Source organism: Ferrovibrio xuzhouensis (assembly GCF_042648965.1).
Classification (GTDB): Bacteria; Pseudomonadota; Alphaproteobacteria; order Ferrovibrionales; family Ferrovibrionaceae; genus Ferrovibrio; species Ferrovibrio xuzhouensis.
The window spans coordinates 299,610-317,822 of the sequence record NZ_JBHRYJ010000001.1; the positions used below are offsets into that span (position 1 = coordinate 299,610).

At 67.2% G+C, this 18,213-nt stretch carries 13 protein-coding genes; 9 read left to right on the forward strand and 4 right to left on the reverse strand.

Annotated elements, in window-relative coordinates; translation table 11 throughout:
* Positions 1-27: 27 nt before the first annotated feature.
* A complete protein-coding gene (locus ACFOOQ_RS01445) occupies positions 28-2,145 on the forward strand; it encodes a methyltransferase domain-containing protein (protein ID WP_379720689.1) in 2,118 nt (705 codons plus the stop codon).
* Between the two features lie 27 nt (positions 2,146-2,172).
* Here the strand turns inward: ACFOOQ_RS01445 and ACFOOQ_RS01450 are convergent, their stop codons facing one another.
* A complete protein-coding gene (locus ACFOOQ_RS01450; RefSeq protein ID WP_379720692.1) occupies positions 2,173-2,955 on the reverse strand; it encodes an HpcH/HpaI aldolase family protein in 783 nt (260 codons plus the stop codon).
* A 16-nt stretch (positions 2,956-2,971) separates the two neighbouring features.
* Positions 2,972-4,711, reverse strand: coding sequence for an L-arabinonate dehydratase (araD, locus tag ACFOOQ_RS01455; RefSeq protein ID WP_379720695.1), 1,740 nt, complete (start codon positions 4,709-4,711; stop codon positions 2,972-2,974).
* Positions 4,712-4,993: 282 nt separating this feature from the next.
* On the opposite strand from araD, the gene ACFOOQ_RS01460 reads away from it, so the two are divergent.
* The 8 genes from ACFOOQ_RS01460 (at position 4,994) to ACFOOQ_RS01495 (ending at position 17,160) form a co-directional block, all read left to right on the forward strand.
* Complete coding sequence (locus tag ACFOOQ_RS01460; protein WP_379725288.1) at positions 4,994-5,455, forward strand: chemotaxis protein CheW; 462 nt, start codon at positions 4,994-4,996, stop codon at positions 5,453-5,455.
* Positions 5,456-5,596: 141 nt separating this feature from the next.
* A complete protein-coding gene (locus ACFOOQ_RS01465) occupies positions 5,597-7,918 on the forward strand; it encodes a methyl-accepting chemotaxis protein (protein ID WP_379720698.1) in 2,322 nt (773 codons plus the stop codon).
* Between the two features lie 66 nt (positions 7,919-7,984).
* Positions 7,985-10,507, forward strand: a complete 2,523-nt coding sequence (locus ACFOOQ_RS01470; protein WP_379720701.1) for a methyl-accepting chemotaxis protein — start codon at positions 7,985-7,987, stop codon at positions 10,505-10,507.
* A 104-nt stretch (positions 10,508-10,611) separates the two neighbouring features.
* On the forward strand, positions 10,612-12,630 hold the full coding sequence (gene tkt / locus ACFOOQ_RS01475; RefSeq protein WP_379720704.1) for a transketolase: 2,019 nt from the start codon (positions 10,612-10,614) through the stop codon (positions 12,628-12,630).
* 159 nt (positions 12,631-12,789) lie between these two features.
* A complete protein-coding gene (locus ACFOOQ_RS01480; RefSeq protein ID WP_379720707.1) occupies positions 12,790-14,571 on the forward strand; it encodes an ABC transporter ATP-binding protein in 1,782 nt (593 codons plus the stop codon).
* Positions 14,572-14,578: 7 nt separating this feature from the next.
* Positions 14,579-15,304: a lysophospholipid acyltransferase family protein gene (locus tag ACFOOQ_RS01485; RefSeq protein ID WP_379720710.1), complete on the forward strand. Its 726-nt coding sequence runs from the start codon at positions 14,579-14,581 to the stop codon at positions 15,302-15,304.
* Positions 15,297-16,277: a tetraacyldisaccharide 4'-kinase gene (lpxK, locus tag ACFOOQ_RS01490; RefSeq protein WP_379720713.1), complete on the forward strand. Its 981-nt coding sequence runs from the start codon at positions 15,297-15,299 to the stop codon at positions 16,275-16,277. The genes ACFOOQ_RS01485 and lpxK overlap by 8 nt, the downstream gene beginning before the upstream one ends.
* Entirely contained in the window at positions 16,270-17,160 is an 891-nt protein-coding gene (locus ACFOOQ_RS01495) for an LpxL/LpxP family acyltransferase (protein ID WP_379720716.1), read from the forward strand. Before lpxK ends, ACFOOQ_RS01495 begins: the two co-directional genes overlap by 8 nt.
* Before the next feature lie 3 nt (positions 17,161-17,163).
* Here the strand turns inward: ACFOOQ_RS01495 and ACFOOQ_RS01500 are convergent, their stop codons facing one another.
* A complete protein-coding gene (locus tag ACFOOQ_RS01500; protein ID WP_379720719.1) occupies positions 17,164-17,988 on the reverse strand; it encodes a M23 family metallopeptidase in 825 nt (274 codons plus the stop codon).
* Complete coding sequence (locus tag ACFOOQ_RS01505) at positions 17,985-18,212, reverse strand: DUF2093 domain-containing protein (protein ID WP_379720722.1); 228 nt, start codon at positions 18,210-18,212, stop codon at positions 17,985-17,987. Before ACFOOQ_RS01505 ends, ACFOOQ_RS01500 begins: the two co-directional genes overlap by 4 nt.
* Position 18,213 lies beyond the last annotated feature (1 nt).

Sequence of the window (18,213 nt, forward strand, 5' to 3'; positions counted from 1 at the left end):
TGCCTCAATCCTCTGCTGCAAAGCGAAATGTCGCTTCCCGATTCCCAGACCGTCGCCACCAAGTCCCATCTGCTGCCGATTCTGCGGGCGGCCATCCGCGCCATCGAGACCGACCGGCTCGGCCAGGCCCAGGACCTGCTCGACAGCATCCTGCGGCAGGAACCCGATTTCGCCGATGCCCTGCACCTGCTGGGCTATATCGCGCTCCAGCGTGGCGACCTCGAGCGGGCGAAGGCGCTGGTCGAACGGGCCATCGCTATCGACTATCATTTCGAGAACTACCACCTGACGCTCGGCCATATCCTGCTGGCCGCCGGTGATCGCGAGGGGGCGCGCAGCAGCTTTGGCGCGGCCCTGACCCTGAACAAGAAACTGCCCGATCCCTATATCGGCCTGGCCCATGGCTTCATGGCCGAAGGCGCCATTGAGGCGGCCATCGGCGCGCTCTACACCGCCTTCAATGACAACCTGAAGCACCCGGAAACCAACTACATGCTGGGCTTCGCCCTGCTGGCGAAGGGTGACACCAAACAGGCCATGGGCTTTTTCCGGCGCGCCCATGTCATGTCGCCCGACACCGTGCGCTACAAGATCGGCTTTGCCCGTGCGCTGCGCGACCTCAGTCTGAAGCGCCCGGACCCGGAGTTGATCGGCACGGTGCTGCGCCTGCTGGGCACGCCCGGCGTCGAGCCCCGCGACCTCGCCTCGGTGGTCGAGAGCGGCATCCGTCTGGACCCGGCCTTCGCCCTGCTGAACGGACTGGATGCTTTGTCGCCGGATGCCGCCGGTGCCATCCTGGCGAACCCGAAATGCCCGGATCTCGCGGCGCTGCCAGCCTTCGCCGCCTGGCTGGCCCATGGCCTGGTCAGCGATGCCACCATCGAGGCCCGCCTGCGGGCCCTGCGGCGCGGCGTGCTGCATCTGGCGCTGACCCAGCCGGCGGCGCTGGAGCGGTTTTCCCGGCTGCTGGCCCTGATGGCGGTGCGCGCCTTTCAGGCAGAATATGTCGATGCCGTTGATGCGGCCGAAGCTGCCCTGTTGCCGCAACTGGACCAGCGGCTGGCGACGGCCGATCCTGCCCGCGATGCCTGCACCCTGACGGTACAGGCGCTCTACCGGCCGCTGTATCACCGGCCGGATGCTGCGCGTCTGTCTGCAGCCGCATGGCCGGCGGCTTTCGCCGACCTGAAGCGCATCCAGCTCGACGAGCCGCTGGCCGAACGCGGCATCGCTGCGGCCCTGCCGGCGCTGACGCCGATCGATGACGCGGTCAGCCGCAACGTGCAGGAGATGTACGAGGAAAGCCCTTTCCCGCGCTGGCACCAGCCGATCCTCGGCACGCCGCTGACCGTACCGGTGCGCCTGCGCGCCGCCCTGCCGCTGCAGACCATTCCGGCCCTGACGGCGCAGGAGCTCGACATCCTCGTGGCCGGCTGCGGCACCGGCCTGCATGCCATCCTCGCCGCCACCAGTTACCAGTCCGCCCGCGTGCAGGCCATCGACCTCAGCCGCACCAGCCTTGCCTATGCCAGCCGCAAGGCCGCCGAGATCGGCATCAGGAATGTCGATTTCGCCCAAGCCGACATCCTGCGCATCGGCGAGATCGGCCGCCGCTTCGACGTGATCGAAAGCTTCGGCGTGCTGCACCACTTACGCGACCCGGCCGCCGGCCTTGCCCAGCTGGTCCGCCTGCTGAAGCCGGACGGCTACATGATGCTCGGCCTATACAGCGAACTCGGGCGTCGCGACGTGGTGGCGGCCCGCGAGCTGATCGCCCGGCACGGCTTCAGCGACAGCCCCGACGATGTCCGCCGCTTCCGCAGCGAGGTCTGGCGGCTTGATCCGGCGCTCGCCGCGCGGCTGGCCAAATCAAGCGCCTTCCATGCGCTGAGCGACCTGCGCGACCTCGTGTTCCATCGGCAGGAACATCGCTACACGCCACAGCAATTGCGCCGCCTGATCGACGGTGCCGGGCTGGAATTCCTCGGTTTCGAATTCACCTCGCCGCAGCCGCTGCACCAGTACCGGCAGAGCTTTCCCGCCGATGCCACGGCCACCGATCTCGACAACTGGGCGATCATGGAAACCGGCAACCCTGATCTGTTCGCCAACTGCTACCGGTTCTGGGTGCGGCACAAGCACTGAAGGCCGGGCCTGAGGCCCGGTGGCGCGTCAGCCGGCGAGATGACTACGGAAACGCCGCACGATCTCACGCGTCGCCTTCACCAGCATGCCCTGATCGACACCGACGGCGACGAAGGTGAAGCCGGCATCGAGATAGCGTTTCGCGTCGTTCTCGTCGGGCGCCAGGATACCGCAGGGCTTGCCGGCCGCCTTGCACAGCTCGAGCCCCTTCATGATCGCCGCCTGGGCCTCCGGGTGGCTGCTGTTGCCGAGATGGCCGGCATCGGCCGACAGGTCGGCCGGGCCGATGAAGATGCCATCCAGCCCCTCGGTCTTGGCGATCTCCGGGATGCGGCTGACCGCCGCCAAGGTCTCGACCTGCACGATGACGCCGAGTTCCTCCTCGGCATGCTTGTGATAATCGGCGACCAGCCCGTAGCGGTTGGCACGCTGGTTACCCGACACGCCGCGGATGCCTTTCGGCGGATAGCGCGTGGCCTCGACCGCGCGGCGTGCCTCTTCGGCATCCTGCACGAAGGGCAGGATCAGGTTCGGCGAACCGATGTCGAGGAAGCGTTTGATCAGCACCGGATCGTTCCACGCCGGCCGCACCACCGGCGTCGCGGTATTCGCATCGATCTGCATGGCCTGCAGCTGCTGCAGCACCATCGGCAGCTCGTTCGGCGAATGCTCGGTATCCAGCACCACCCAGTCGAAGCCGGCCGTTGCGACGATCTCGGCCACAATATTGCTGCTCAGCATGCTCCACAGGCCGATCTGCGGACGCCCCTCTTTCAGGGCCCGCTTGAAGGCATTCACCGGCAATTTCATGGTCCTGTTCCTTCGGTCAGTGGATTTCCGGCTCGGGCGTCGGGGCGCCGGCATGCAGGAAGTCGAAATCGCAGCCGCGCTCGGCCTGGGTGATGTGCTGGGCGAACATCACGCCATAGCCGCGCTGGTACCGTGGCGGCGGCGCCACCCAGGCAGCCCGCCGGGCGGCGAGTTCCGCGTCGGACACCTTCAGGTCCAGCCGGCGCTCGGCGACATTCAGCTCGATCATGTCGCCGGTGCGCACCAGGGCCAGCGGTCCGCCGATATAGGATTCCGGCGAGATATGCAGCACGCAGGTGCCATAGGACGTACCGCTCATGCGCGCATCCGACATGCGAACCATGTCGCGCACCCCCTGCTGCAGCAGCTTTTTCGGGATCGGCAGCTGCCCCCATTCCGGCATGCCGGGGCCGCCCTGCGGTCCGGAATTGCGCAGCACCAGCACGCTGTCGGCGGTCACGTCGAGAGTCGGGTCGTCGATGCGTGCCGCCATGTCGTTATAATCGTCGAACACCACCGCCGGGCCGGTGTGGCGCAGCAGCTTCTGATCGGCGGCGCTCGGCTTGATCACGGCCCCGTTCGGCGCCAGGTTGCCATGCAGCACGACGAGGCCGCCGAAACCGGCGACCGGATTGTCGAGCGGGCGGATCACGTCGTCGTTGTAGGGTTTCGCGCCCTCGATATTGGCGCCCAGCGTCGCACCGTTCACCGTCAGGCAGTCGAGTTTCAGCTTCGATGCCAGATTGCCCAGCAGGGCCCGGATGCCGCCGGCGAAATAGAAATCCTCCATCAGGTATTTGCCGTTCGGCCGCAGGTTGGCGATCACCGGCACATGGCGGGAAATCTCGTCGAAGCGACTGAGCGGCAGGTCGACGCCGGCGCGCGCCGCCATCGCCACCAGATGAATGATGCAGTTGGTCGAACCGCCGACCGCCATGGCCAGCGCCACGGCATTGTCGAAGGACGCCGCGCTCAGGATGTCGGACGGCTTGAGATCATCCCAGACCATCTCGACAATGCGCCGGCCGGTCTGGCTGGCCATGCGGGCATGGCCGGAATCGGCCGCCGGGATCGAACTGGCGCCCGGCAGGGTCAGGCCCAGCGTCTCGGCGATCGCCCCCATGGTCGAGGCCGTCCCCATGGTCATGCAGTGGCCGGGACCGCGGGCAATGCCTTCCTCGATCTCGCGCCAGGCGGCCTGGTCGATATTGCCGGCGCGCAGCTCGGCCCAGTATTTCCAGGCATCCGAGCCGCTGCCCAACGTGTTGCCACGCCAGTTGCCGCGCAGCATCGGTCCGGCCGGCATGAAGATCGCCGGGATGTTCATGCTGGTCGCACCCATGATCAGCGCCGGCGTGGTCTTGTCACAGCCGCCCATGAGAACCGCGCCATCGATAGGGTAGGAGCGCAGCATCTCCTCCGTCTCCATCGCCAGCAGGTTGCGGTACAGCATGGTCGACGGCTTCTGGAACGGCTCGCTGAGCGAGATTGCCGGCAGTTCGAGCGGAAAGCCGCCGGCCTGCCAGACGCCGCGCTTCACTTCCTCGGCGCGCTGGCGGAAATGGGTGTGGCAGGGATTGATGTCGCTCCAGGTGTTGATGATGCCGATGACCGGCTTGCCGGCGAAATCCTCGCGGGCAAAGCCGATCTGGTAGCTGCGCGAGCGATGACCGAACGACCGCAGATCATCGACGCCGAACCAGCGATGGCTGCGCAACTCTTCGGGCTTCCTGCGGCGGCGTTCACCGGCACTCATCTGTTTCCTCCCGGGTTTCTTCGTGAACCGTCTGGAATAAAAGACAAAATAACTTATACGCAACAGCGGCGCGAATCTGTTTAGCCGCTCGGCGGCGGATTTGCTAGAAATTATCGGCCGCCTGACACTGCAAAGAGTTGTGGCGGTGCAGCATGATGGGGGAGGCGCATGACGGAAAATGCTTAGGAGCAACTGCCGGCAACCGCCCGGGCGGGCAACCCCGCCACCGGATCGCGCAGCCTGGTCGCCGGTGGCGACGCAAGCTCCGGCAGCAACGAATATCTGACCTTTGCCATCGACAGCCAGTATTACGGCCTCGATATCCTGTCGGTGCGTGAAATCCGCGCCTGGACCGAGGTCACCAACCTGCCGAATACGCCGGACTTCGTGCGCGGTATCATCAACCTGCGCGGCGCCGTGGTGCCGATCTACGACCTGCGCGTCCGGCTGGGCGGCGGACGCACCTCGCCGAGCCGCATGCATGTGGTGATCGTGGTGGTCGCCGCCAACGGCACTTTCGGCCTGCTGGTCGATTCCGTGTCCGACATCCTGTCGATCCCTTACCGCGACCTGCAGCCGGTGCCCGAAACCGACATGGCCGCCGACTACCGATTTCTCCGTGCACTGGTCGCCCGCAATGAGCGTATGGTGTCCATCATCGACCTCGACCGACTGGTTAATGCCGACGCCGCCACGGCCATGGCCGCAATCACCGCCAGGCAAGAGCCGGAAGAGCCCGCCTGATCACTCCAACACAGCGGTAGTATCCAGTCGAAACAATAGGTTACTGTTTATTTAGTTGGGCACACCACCTCCCCGTGCTTGATTGCCTGAACTATTCAGGGAGAGCGCTGCAACCGCAGTCGTTCTAGCCAGGAGGTATTTATGCGTTTCCGGATGACCATCGGCGCCCGGCTGGGTCTGCTGACCGCCTTTATCGCGCTGGCGCTGGCGGTGTTGACGGTGATTGCCGCCACCAACCTGTATACCGGCCTGAAGGACCGCGAGCGCACCAAGATCCTCAACATCACCGAAACCTCGCTGTCGATCCTGAAGCATTACGAAGCGGAAGCTGCCACCGGGAAGATGCCGAAGGACCAGGCCCAGCAGGCCGCCTTCACCGCGATCCGCAACATGCGCTTCGCCGGCACGGAATATATGTTCGCCTATACCTTCGACGGCGTGAACGTCATCCACGGTGGCAACCCCAAGCTCGAGGGGACCAACATGCTGGGCTACAAGACCAAGGACGGTCTTGAGCTGATCCGCACCTTCCGCGACATCGCCCAGGGCGGCGGCGGCTTCCTCGAATACGTCTTTCCGCGCCCGGGCAGCGACGTTCCGGTCGGCAAGCTCGGCTATGCGGCGCCATTCAAACCCTGGGACATCTGGCTTGGCACCGGCATCTACCTGTCGGATTTCAACGCCGAGTTCCGCAATTATGTGACGCTGTTCATCGCAGTCGCGGTCATCATCCTGATCGTGACCGTGGCGACCGCCTGGTATATCGCCCGCGGCATCAAGCGGCCGATCGCGGCACTGACCGGCACCATGGAAGCGCTGGCGGCCGACAATACGGACGCAATGGTTGAAGGCACCGGCCGACAGGATGAAATCGGCGCCATGGCACGCGCCACCGAAGCCCTGAAGCAGACATCCATCGCGGCGGCGCGTACCGGCAGCGGCCTCGACAACGCCACAACCAATGTCATGATCGCCGATGAGCAGAACACCATCATCTACTGCAACCGCTCGGTGATCGAAACGCTGAAGAAGGCAGAAGCCGATATCCGCAGGGACCTGCCGGATTTCGATGCCGGCGCACTTGTGGGCAAGAACGTCGACGTGTTCCACAAAAAACCGGAACACCAGCGCCGCATGCTCGCCGGACTGAAGGAAACCTACAATTCGAGGATCTCGGTCGGCGGTCGCACCTTCGATCTGACGGTCAACCCGGCCGTCAACCGCCGCGGCGTGCGGGTCGGCACGGTGGTCGAATGGGTCGACCGCACCGACCAGCTCGCCCTCGAACAGGAAGTGGTCCGCCTGATCGAGAATGCCAGCGACGAGGGTTTCGCCGAACGCGTCGACATCAGCCAGCGCAGCGGTTTCATTCGGGCGCTCGGTGGCGCCATCAACACCATGTCGGACCGCTGCCAGGCAATGACCGGTGAAATCGCCGCGGTGATCGGCGCCATGGCCGAAGGTGACATGAAGCAGCACCTGACCCGCGACTACCCGGGCATCTTCGGCCAGCTAAAGACCAGCGCCAATGCCATGGCCGGACGACTGACCGACATCGCCCGCCGGCTCGGCGAAACCGCACATACCGTGCGCGAGGCCTCGTCGGAGATCTCGACCGGCAGCCAGGACCTCGCCCAGCGCACGGAAAGCCAGGCCGCCGCCATCGAGGAGACGGCCGCCTCGATGCACGAGATCACCACCACGGTGAAGCAGAATGCCGAGAACGCCCAGGCCGCCAACCAGCTGGCGGTCGCCGCCCGCGATACCGCCGAAAAGGGTGGCGCCGTGGTCGGCGACGCAGTCGCCGCGGTCAGCCGCATCGAGGACAGTGCCAAGAAGATTTCCGACATCGTCGGCCTGATCGACGAGATCGCCTTCCAGACAAATCTCCTTGCCCTCAATGCCTCGGTGGAAGCGGCGCGTGCCGGCGAGGCCGGCAAGGGTTTCGCCGTGGTCGCCCAGGAAGTCCGTGCGTTGGCCCAGCGCTCGGCCAATGCATCCAAGGACATCAAGGCGCTGATCACCGAGTCCAACGCCCAGGTCAAGACCGGTGCCGATCTGGTCGGTCGCACCGGCCAGTCGCTGACCGAGATCGTCACCGCGATCAAGAAGGTCTCGGATATCGTCGCCGAGATCGCCACCGCCTCGCGCGAGCAGGCGACCGGCCTCGACCAGATCAACACGGCGGTCGGCAACATGGACGAGATGACCCAGCGCAACGGCGCGCTGGTCGAGCAGACCTCGGCCTCGGCCCAGGCGCTCGCCGACCAGGCCCGCCAGCTCGCCGAGCTGGTCCAGTTCTTCAAGACCGACGCCGGCTCGCCGGCGATTGCCAAACCGGCAGCCGCAGCACCAGTCAAAGCAAAGTCCGCATCGTCGCCCGCGCCGGCGAAGTCAACGCCGCCTGCCGGCAAGCCGGTACCGGCTGCGACTGGCGGTCGCGACGATTGGCAGGAATTCTAGGATCCGGTAATCTGGTAAGAAATATCGCCAACACCGAGAAATGGTGCGGCAGGGGAGAACATGGGAATGCGCAGCTTATCAATTCGCACCACGCTCGGGCTGGTGATCGGCATTCTCGGACTTCTGCTGGTGGCCGTGAGCATCATCGCCCTGGTTACAGCGGTCGAACACAATCGGGCAGCACAGAAAGTCGCCCGCCTGGCACCCATCAGCCAGGACTTCTTCAACAGCCTGCAGCAGCACCGGCTCGAACGCGGCAATATCCTGATCGCCATGCGGGGCGATAATCCAGCTTCCAAGGACACGGTTGACGGCATTGCCGCGCAGCGCAGCGCCACCAAGGCAGGATACAACGCCGGCTTTGCCAAGCTGTCGGCCGTATCGGGCCTGCCCGGCACCGCAGAGCTGCTCGCCAAACTGAAGGCGGCCGAGGATGCCGTCGACGCCATGCGGCCGACCATGCTGGCGCAGATTGTCCTGCCGAAGGCAGAGCGCAAGATGGTGAACGTCGTCGAATGGGCGAAGATCACGCAGGATTACCTCACCGCGGTGCAGGATACCTCCGATTTCCTCGAGTCTTCACTGCAACTGGTCGATCCGGTGGTGGACGAACTGCTCACCGTGAAGCAGAACGCCTGGACCATCCGCAACTATGCCGGCTCTCTGGTCCTGCGCCTGCTGACCACCATGTCCGCCGGCCAGACCTGGGGCAGCACCGACATCGTCGCCCAGGCCCAGGACAGCGGTCGCGTCGCCACGGCGTGGGAGAGCGTCATCACCGTGGCGGCCCGCAGCGACACGCCCAAGGCACTGGTCGACGCCGTCAATACAGCGAAAGCGTTTTTCAGCGGCCCTCTTGCCGACGAACGCGCCACCATCGCCCGGGCACTCAGCAGCGACCAGAAGCCCGACGTGGAGCTCGCCAAGTTCCAGGGACATGTCACGGCCGACCTCAACATGCTGAATGCCATCGCCAACACGGCGCTGGACCAGTTGATCCAGCGCGCCAACAGCCAGGAAGCGGCCGCCCGGCACAGCCTGATCCTCAATGGCGCCATGCTGGTTGCCGCCATTGCCTTCACCATCTTCGGCTTCGTCATCGTGCAATGGCGGGTCAGCGGCCCGATCCAGCGCATGACCGGGGCGATGAAACGACTGGCCGACCGCGACCTCGACGTCATCATTCCTTATGTCGATCGCGGCGCAGAGATCGGCGAGATGGCTGGCGCGGTTCAGGTGTTCAAGGACAGCATGATTGCCCGCGAGCGGGCGGAGGCGGAGATCGCGCAGCAGCGCGCGGACAGCGAGCATCGGCGGCAGGAGCGCGAGGCGCGCGAGACGGCGGCGGGCGAGGAGATCGCCGCCCTGGTCAACCGGGTGGCCGAGGGCGACCTGTCGGGCCGGGTCGACGAGAGCGGCAAGGAGGGCTTCTTCCTCAGTGCCAGCCAGCAGCTCAACCGGCTGACCGCCAACCTGCAGACCATGGCGGGCGAGCTGGCCGATGTGATGGGGGCGATGGCCGAGGGCGACCTGAGCCGCAGCGTGCGCGGCGACTATCGCGGCGTGTTCGGCCAGCTGAAAGGAGCGGCGAACGGCATGGCGGAGCGCCTGCGCGACTTCGCCGGCCGGCTGACCGAGACGGCGAGCGCGGTGCATTCGGCCTCGTCGGAGATCTCGACCGGCAGCCAGGACCTGGCGAGCCGGACCGAGAGCCAGGCGGCCAGCATCGAGGAGACGGCGGCCTCGATGCACGAGGTGACCACGACGGTGAAGCAGAATGCCGACAATGCCCAGGCGGCCAACCAGCTGGCGGTGGCGGCCCGCGACACGGCGGAAAAGGGCGGCAGCGTGGTCAGCGAGGCGGTCGCCGCGGTGAGCCAGATCGAGGACAGCGCCAAGAAGATTTCCGACATCGTCGGGCTGATCGACGAGATCGCCTTCCAGACCAACCTGCTGGCGCTCAATGCGAGCGTCGAGGCGGCCCGGGCCGGCGAGGCGGGAAAAGGCTTTGCGGTGGTGGCGCAGGAGGTGCGCGCGCTGGCGCAGCGCTCGGCCAATGCGTCGAAGGACATCAAGGCGCTGATCGCCGCCTCCAATGCCCAGGTCAAGACCGGGGCGGATCTGGTCGGCCGCACCGGCAGCTCGCTGACCGAGATCGTCACCGCGATCAAGAAGGTATCCGACATCGTCGCCGAGATCGCGGCGGCGAGCCGCGAGCAGGCCACCGGGCTCGACCAGATCAACACGGCGGTCGGCAGCATGGACGAGATGACCCAGCGCAATGCCGCCCTGGTGGAGGAGACCACGGCGGCGGCGCAGTCGCTGAACGGCCAGGCCCAGGAGCTGGCGCAACTGGTCGGCTTCTTCCGCCTCGGCGGCAGTGCCGCGCCGGCAAAGTCCCCGGCCGCCAGCCGTCCCGCCGCGCCGGCGCCGGCGCCGGCCAAGGCAGCGGCCAAGCCCACCGCACCGGCAAGACCGGCCCCGGCTGGCCCGGCCACTGCCAGTGCCCCGAGTCCCAAGCCGCCGCAGCCGGCGGCCAAGCCCGCCGCCGCAGCCGCGGGCGGGGATGACGACTGGCAGGAATTCTGACGTCCTTTCAACGGCTTTCCGTCAATCCGCAAGGCGGGTTGACGGGGGGCGGTTTGCCCGGCATGGTCCGCCCGCTTTCGACTCTGAAGCAGGATTCCCGACACATGCCGCAGGCCGCCTCCTCCGCCGTTCCGCCCCACAAGGGCGCCGTTCGCCATGCCGATATGGCCAATGCCATCCGCGCCCTGGCCATGGACGCCGTGCAGCAGGCGAATTCCGGCCATCCCGGCATGCCGATGGGCATGGCCGATGTGGCGACGGTGCTGTTCAGCCGCTTCCTGAAGTTCGACCCGCAGAACCCGCAGTGGCCCGACCGCGACCGCTTCGTGCTGTCGGCCGGCCATGGCTCGATGCTGCTGTACGCCCTGCTGTATCTGACCGGCTATACCGACATGACGCTCGACGAGCTGAAGCGGTTCCGCCAGATCGGCGCGCGTACTGCTGGCCATCCGGAAGCCGGCCATGCCGGCGGCATCGAGACCACCACCGGCCCGCTCGGCCAGGGCATCGCCACGGCGGTCGGCATGGCGCTGGCTGAACGCCTGCTGGCGGCGCAGTTCGGCGACAAGCTGGTCGGTCATTATACCTATGCCATCGCCGGCGACGGCTGCCTGATGGAAGGCATCAGCCACGAGGCGATCTCGCTGGCCGGCCACCTGAAGCTTGCCAAGCTGATCGTGCTGTTCGACGACAACGGCATCTCCATCGACGGCCCGACCAGCCTGTCGGTGTCCGACGACCAGCTCGGCCGCTTCACCGCCAGCGGCTGGGCCGTCACCCGGGTCGACGGCCATGACCCGGAGGCCGTCGCTGCTGCGATTGCCGCCGCCCAGACGAGCGACAAGCCCAGCCTGATCGCCTGCCGCACGGTGATCGGCTTCGGCGCCCCGACCAAGGCCGGCACCGCCGCCACCCATGGTTCGCCGCTCGGCCCCGACGAGATCAAGGGCGCCCGCGAGAAGCTGGGCTGGCCCTATGCGCCGTTTGAAATCCCCGCACCGATCCTGAACGCCTGGCGCGAGGTCGGTGCCGCCGGCGCCGCCACGCGGAAGACCTGGCAGGCGGTGCTCGATGCCCTGCCGGCCGCCGAAAAGGCCGAATGGCAGCGCCGCATGGCCGGCGACCTGCCGGCCGTCTTCGACAAGACGCTGGCCGACTACAAGGCCAAGCTGGTGGCCGACAAGCCGAAATGGGCGACCCGCAAGTCGTCGCAGATGGCGCTCGAGGTGATCAACCCGGTGCTGCCCGAAGCGATCGGCGGGTCGGCCGATCTGACCGGCTCCAACAACACCAAGACCGCCGGCCTCGCCCCGGTGAAGCCGGGCGACTTCAGCGGCCGCTACATGTATTACGGCGTGCGCGAGCACGGCATGGCGGCGGCGATGAACGGCATCGCGCTGCACGGCGGCCTGATCCCCTACGGCGGCACCTTCCTCGTCTTCACCGACTATTGCCGCCCGGCGATCCGCCTGTCGGCCCTGATGGAACAGCGCGTCATCTACGTGATGACCCATGATTCCATCGGCCTCGGCGAGGACGGCCCGACCCACCAGCCGGTCGAGCATCTCGCCGCACTGCGCGCCATCCCCAACCTGCTGGTGCTGCGCCCTGCCGATGCCGTCGAGACGGCGGAAGCCTGGCAGGTCGCCCTGCAGCAGAAGCACCGGCCGAGCGTGCTGGCGCTGACCCGCCAGGACCTGGCCGCCCTGCGCCTGACCGACAGCGCCGAGAACATGGTCGCCCGCGGCGGCTATGAGCTGATCGCGGCCGAAGGCGGCAAGGCGAAGGTCACCCTGCTGGGCACCGGCTCGGAGGTCGGCATTGCGGCCGCCGCCCGCGACCTGCTGCAGAAGGACGGCATTCCGACCCGCGTGGTGTCGATGCCCTGCTTCGAACTGTTCGACGCCCAGCCGGCCGATTACCAGCGCCAGGTGCTGGGCCCCGATACCGTGAAGGTCGCGGTCGAGGCCGGCATCCGCCAGGGCTGGGATCGCTATCTCGACTGCAAGGGCGACTTCGTCGGCATGAGCGGCTTCGGCGCCTCGGGTCCCTACGAGCAGCTCTACCGGCATTTCGGCATCACCGCCGAGGCCGTTGCCGAGGCCGCCCGCAAGCGGCTCTGACCGGCTGCTAAGCGCCCGGTCCGGCTGTCTTTTTTGCCTGCCTGCCCGGCCGCCCCAGCGGCCGGCGGCGGCGCAATTTATCGCCCCCTGCTGTTGGCCCGACGACCGGTCGCATGGTATAGCAGCCTGCGATAACCGATTGATCGGACCCGATTTCCCTTGACCGACAGCACCGCCAGCCGCAGCACTCCTGCCCCCGACGCCAGCTCCGCCAGGCTGATCCGCCGCCTGCTGGCCGAACAGGTGCGCCCCCATGTCGGCTCGCTGACGTTCGCCCTGCTCAGCATGGCCATCGTGGCGGCGATGACGGCGGCAACGGCCTGGCTGCTGAAGCCGGCCATCGACCGCGTGTTTACCGACCGCGACCCCTACTGGACCATGGTGGTGCCGCTGATGGTCGTGGTCGTGGTCGTGGTCAAGGCCATCGCGTCGTATTTCGAGGGCACGCTGATGACGCGGTTCGGCGAGCGGATCATCGCAGATACCCAGATCCGCATGTATGCCCACCTGATCCGCGCCGATCTGGCCTGGCTGCATGATTCGCATTCCGGCAAGCTGATCGCCAGCTTCCTCTATGATGCCACCCTGCTGCGCGAAGCGATCAGCAAGTCGCTGACCGGCATGGTGAAGGAAAGCTTCAGCCTGATTTTCCTCACCGGCGTGATGTTCGCGATGAACTGGCGGTTTGCGCTGATCGTCTGCGTCATTTTCCCGTTCATCGGCCTGACCACGCGCCGGCTCGGCCGCAAGGCGCGCAAGGGCTCGGCCCGCAGCCAGCAGGAAACCGGCAAGTTCACCACCATCCTGAGCGAGACCTTCGACGGCGCCCGCATGGTGAAGGCCTACGGCATGGAGCAGCGCGAGATCAACCGCGCCAGGCTGTCGGTCGAAACACGGCTCACCCATATCATGAAGGTGGTCCGCGCCCGGGCCGCGGCCAGCCCGACGGCCGAGGGTCTGGGTGGCATCGCCGTGGCCGTGATCATCTATATCGGCGGCAGCAGCACCACGCTGACGCTCGGCACGCTGACCGCCTTCATCTATGCCGCCCTGTCGGCCTACCAGCCGCTCAAATCGCTGGCCAACCTGAACACCGCCCTGCAGGAGGGCCTGGCCGCCGCCGAACGGATTTTCGCGCTGCTGGACATCCAGCCGAAGATCCGCGAGGCGGAAAACGCCAGGACAATGACCGTCACGGGCGGCGCGATCCGGCTCGACGACGTCAGCTTCCGCTACACCGAAGACAAGAGCGCATTGCACCGGGTTTCGCTGACCGTGCCGGCCGGCCGCAAGGCGGCCCTGGTCGGCGCATCCGGCGCCGGGAAATCCACCATCCTGAACCTGATCCCGCGCTTCTATGATGCCGGCGAGGGCCGCGTGACCATCGACGGGCAGGATGTCCGCGAGGTGTCGCTCGCCTCGCTGCGCCGGAACATCGCCCTGGTCAGCCAGGAACTGACCCTGTTCGACGACAGCATCCGCGCCAACATCGCCTATGGCCGGCCGGAAGCCGATCTTGCCGACATCGAGGCGGCCGCCCGTCATGCCGCCGCCCATGATTTCATCATGGCATTGCCGGAAGGCTACGACACCCTGGTCGGCGAGAATGGCGTCAAGCTGTCCGGCGGCCAGCGCCAGCGCATCGCGATTGCGCGCGCCATGCTGCGCGACGCACCGATCCTGCTACTCGACGAGGCGACCAGTGCGCTGGATTCGGAATCCGAACGGCTGATCCAGAAAGCGCTCACTGAACTGATGAAGGGCCGCACCACGCTGGTGATTGCCCATCGGCTCAGCACCGTGATCGATGCCGACGTGATCTTCGTGCTCGACCACGGCCGGCTGGTCGAGCAGGGCACCCATGCCGAACTGCTGGCCCGCAACGGCGCCTATGCCCGGCTCTATGCCACCCAGTTTGCCGCCGAGGCGGCGGTCTCCTGACCCGCGAATGACGAAATTCTTCAAGCGGGTATCGCGCAACCGGCTCGCGGTCCGCATCGCCGCCGATGCCATCGCCTTCTATATCCGGCTGGTGCACCGGACCTCGCGCTGGGAGGTTCGTGGCATTGAGCATCCCACCGCATTCTGGAACAGCGGCCGCCCCTTCGTCGGCGCTTTCTGGCATGGCCGCCTGCTGATGATGCCCGCAGCCTGGACCACCGACCGGCCAATGCATGTGCTGATCTCGCAGCATCGCGATGGCGAGCTGATCGCGCGCGCCATGGACCGCTTCGGCCTGCACACGGTGCGCGGCTCGGGCGCCAAGGCCGGCAGCGCCGAGAAAGGCGGCCGGGCCGCCCTGCGCGCCATCCTGCAGCTGCTGAAAAAGGGCGAATACATCACCTTCACGCCGGATGGCCCGCGTGGCCCCCGCATGCGCGCCGGCACCGGCATCGTTGCCGCGGCCCGGCTGGCTGGCGTTCCGGTCATGCCGGCGACCTATTCCGTGCGCCGGCGACGGCTGGCGCGGTCGTGGGATCGCTTCCTGATCGCATGGCCGTTCAACCGCGGCGTCATTCTCTGGGGTCCGCCGGTCGATGTCAGCAATCCCGAGGAACCGCTGGACGAGGCGGCCCGTCGTGTCGAGGCGGCGCTGAACGCGCTGTGCGACGAGGCCGACCGGCTCTGCGGCCAGCCGCCGGTGCCGCCGGCGGAGGCCAGGCCGCATGCCTAGCACTCCCGCTTTCTGGGCGGCCGGCCAATCGTCGCCATGGCCGGCCCTGCTGGCGCCGGCTGCCGTCCTCTACGGCCTCGGCAACCGGCTGAACCGGGCGCTGGCCCATCCGCAGGATTGCGGCCTGCCGGTAATCTCGGTCGGCAATCTGGTGGCTGGCGGCGCCGGCAAGACGCCGACAACCCTGGCGCTGGCCCGGCTGCTGGACGCAGCAGGCCGACGACCGCACCTGCTGACCCGCGGCTATGGCGGCTCGCTCGCCGGCCCCGTGCAGGTCGATCCGACCAGGCATGATGCCGCGGCAGTCGGCGACGAGGCCCTGCTGCTGGCCGCCACCGCACCGACCTGGGTCTCGCGCGACCGGCCGGCCGGAGCCCGCGCAGCCAAGGCAGCCGGCGCCGGCTGCGTCATCGCCGACGATGCCCACCAGACCTGGGCGCTGGCCCGCCGCCTGTCGCTGCTGGTCTTCGACGGCAGCTATGGCATCGGCAACGGCCGCCTGCTGCCCGCCGGACCGCTACGCGAGCCGGTCGCCGAGGGCCTCGCCCGCACCGATGCGGTCGTCGTGATCGGACCTGCGACCGGGCCCCTGCCGGATTTCGGCAGGCTGCCGGTCTTCGCCGCGGACCTGCAGCCCGACGCCGAGGATGCAGCCCGGCTGCGCGGCCGCCGTGTGCTGGCTTTCGCCGGCATCGGCCGGCCGGAAAAATTCTTTGCCAGCCTCGAACGGCTCGGCGCCGAGATCGTGCAGCGGCAGGCTTTTGCCGACCACGCGCCCTATGCGCCGGATAGCGTGATGCGGCTGGCCGAGGCCGCGCAGCAGCAGGATGCCCTGCCGGTGACCACCGCCAAGGACCACGTCCGCCTGCCGGCCGAGGCGCGGGCGATGATCGACTGCCTGCGCGTCGAACTGCGCTTTGCCGCGCCGGACACCGTCACGGATTTCTTCGGCCAGAGGCTCGACCATGGCTGAGCGGCTGACCCTGACAGATTATGCTTCTGCCGCCGGCGCTTATTTTGCGCTGTGGCTGTTCGGACGACTGCCGGTCGAGACTGCCTCGGCCTTCGGCGGCTGGCTCGCCCGCAAGCTGGGACCGCGTTTCCGCGCGCACCGCTATGCGACCGACAATCTGGCCCGCGCGATGCCGGAACTGGCTGCCGCCGCGCGGGCGAAAATTCTCGACGGCATGTGGGACAATCTCGGCCGCGTGCTGGCCGAATACGCCCATCTGGCCGACCTTGAGGTCGGCACCCCGGATCAGCCCGGCCGTGTCGAGATCGTCGGTGCCGAGCATGTTCTGGCGGTGCGCGACAGCGGCCGGCCGGCGCTGTTCTTTTCCGGCCATTACGGCAATTGGGAACTCACCTGCCTGGCCGCCGAGCATTTCAGCCTGCCGATGCTGCATGTCTACCGCGCCGCCAACAATCCGCTGACCGAGGAGCTGTTGCAGAACCTGCGCAAGCCGCTCGGCGGCAGCCATGTGCCGAAGGGCATCCAGGCGGCACGGGCGATCCTTGCCGCGATGAAGCGCAACGAATTCGTCGCCATGCTGATGGACCAGAAATTGAATACCGGCATTGCCGTGCCGTTTTTCGGCCGCGAGGCGATGACCTCGCCGGCGCTCGCCGAATTCGCGCTGCGTTTCGACTGCCCGGTGCTGCCTGCCGTGGTGGAGCGGCTCGGCGGTGCGCGCTTCCGCGTCACCGTGGAACCGCCGATCCGCTTCGAGAAGACCGGCGACCGCACAACCGATGTCTACAACGCGACGCTGATCGTCAACCGCAGGCTGGAAGCATGGATCCGTGCCCGCCCAGACCACTGGTTCTGGGTGCACCGGCGCTGGCCGAAGGACTGACTGCTATTCGTGCGGCGGCAACAGAAGCTGCGGATCGATCCGCACATCGAACCAGTTGACCCGCCAGTCGAGATGCGCGCCGGTCGCCCGCCCGGTGGCGCCGACCGCGCCGATCATCTCGCCCTGCTTCACCCGCTGCCCCGCCTTCACGGTCACCGTCTGCATGTGCAGATAGGCCGCCGTGACGCCCAGCCCGTGATCGATGATGACGGTGCCGCCGGTGTAGTAGAGGTCGGGCTCGGCCAGTACCACGGTACCGTCGGTGGTCGCCACCACCGGCGTGCCGGCCGGCGCCGCGATGTCGACGCCATAATGCGGCTGGCGCGGCTGGCCGTTGAGAATCCGCTGGCTGCCATAGATGCCGCTGATCGGGCCTTTCGCCGGCCAGATCCAGCCCTGCAGGAAGTCGGTGCGCGGCGAGACATGCTCGCGCACCGCCTCGATCTGCGCATTCTCGCGGCGGATGCGGTCCAGCACCTCGGCCGGCGGCGTCACCTGTTTCGGCGGCAGCCCCTCGATGCGCTGGATGTCATAGTCACGCTTCGCAATCTGCAGCGTCACCAGGATCTGCTGGCCATCGGGCTGGCGCACTTCCAGCGGCAGTTGCGCCGCCTCGTCGCGGTTGAAGCCGAAGACGAAATGGCCGTCATCGGCCACCGGCACCAGTCGTTCACCAAGCCGCAGCACGGTGCCCGGCACCACGCTGCCGGTGATCATGCCGCCCTGTTCGAAATGGCCCTGCCAGGACATACCGGCCGGCGGTTCGGCCGCACGAACCGTCAAAGCCGGCAGCAGCAGCGCAAGGACACAGGCAAGGCGGCGGATCATTGCGCGCCGCCGGTGGCACCACTGCCCTGCAGGCCGCGCAAAGCGGCGCCGGCATCGGCATAGGCTTCCTGGCGATCGACGCTCCAGTAGCGCAGGCGGTCGAGCGGGATACGGACGCCGGTCACCGCACACAGCACGTAGGAACCCGGAAAAACGACGTCGAAGGCACCGTCGCGATAGCGCAGGCGGGCTTCGGTCTCGCGCGACAGCGACGGCGTCTGCATG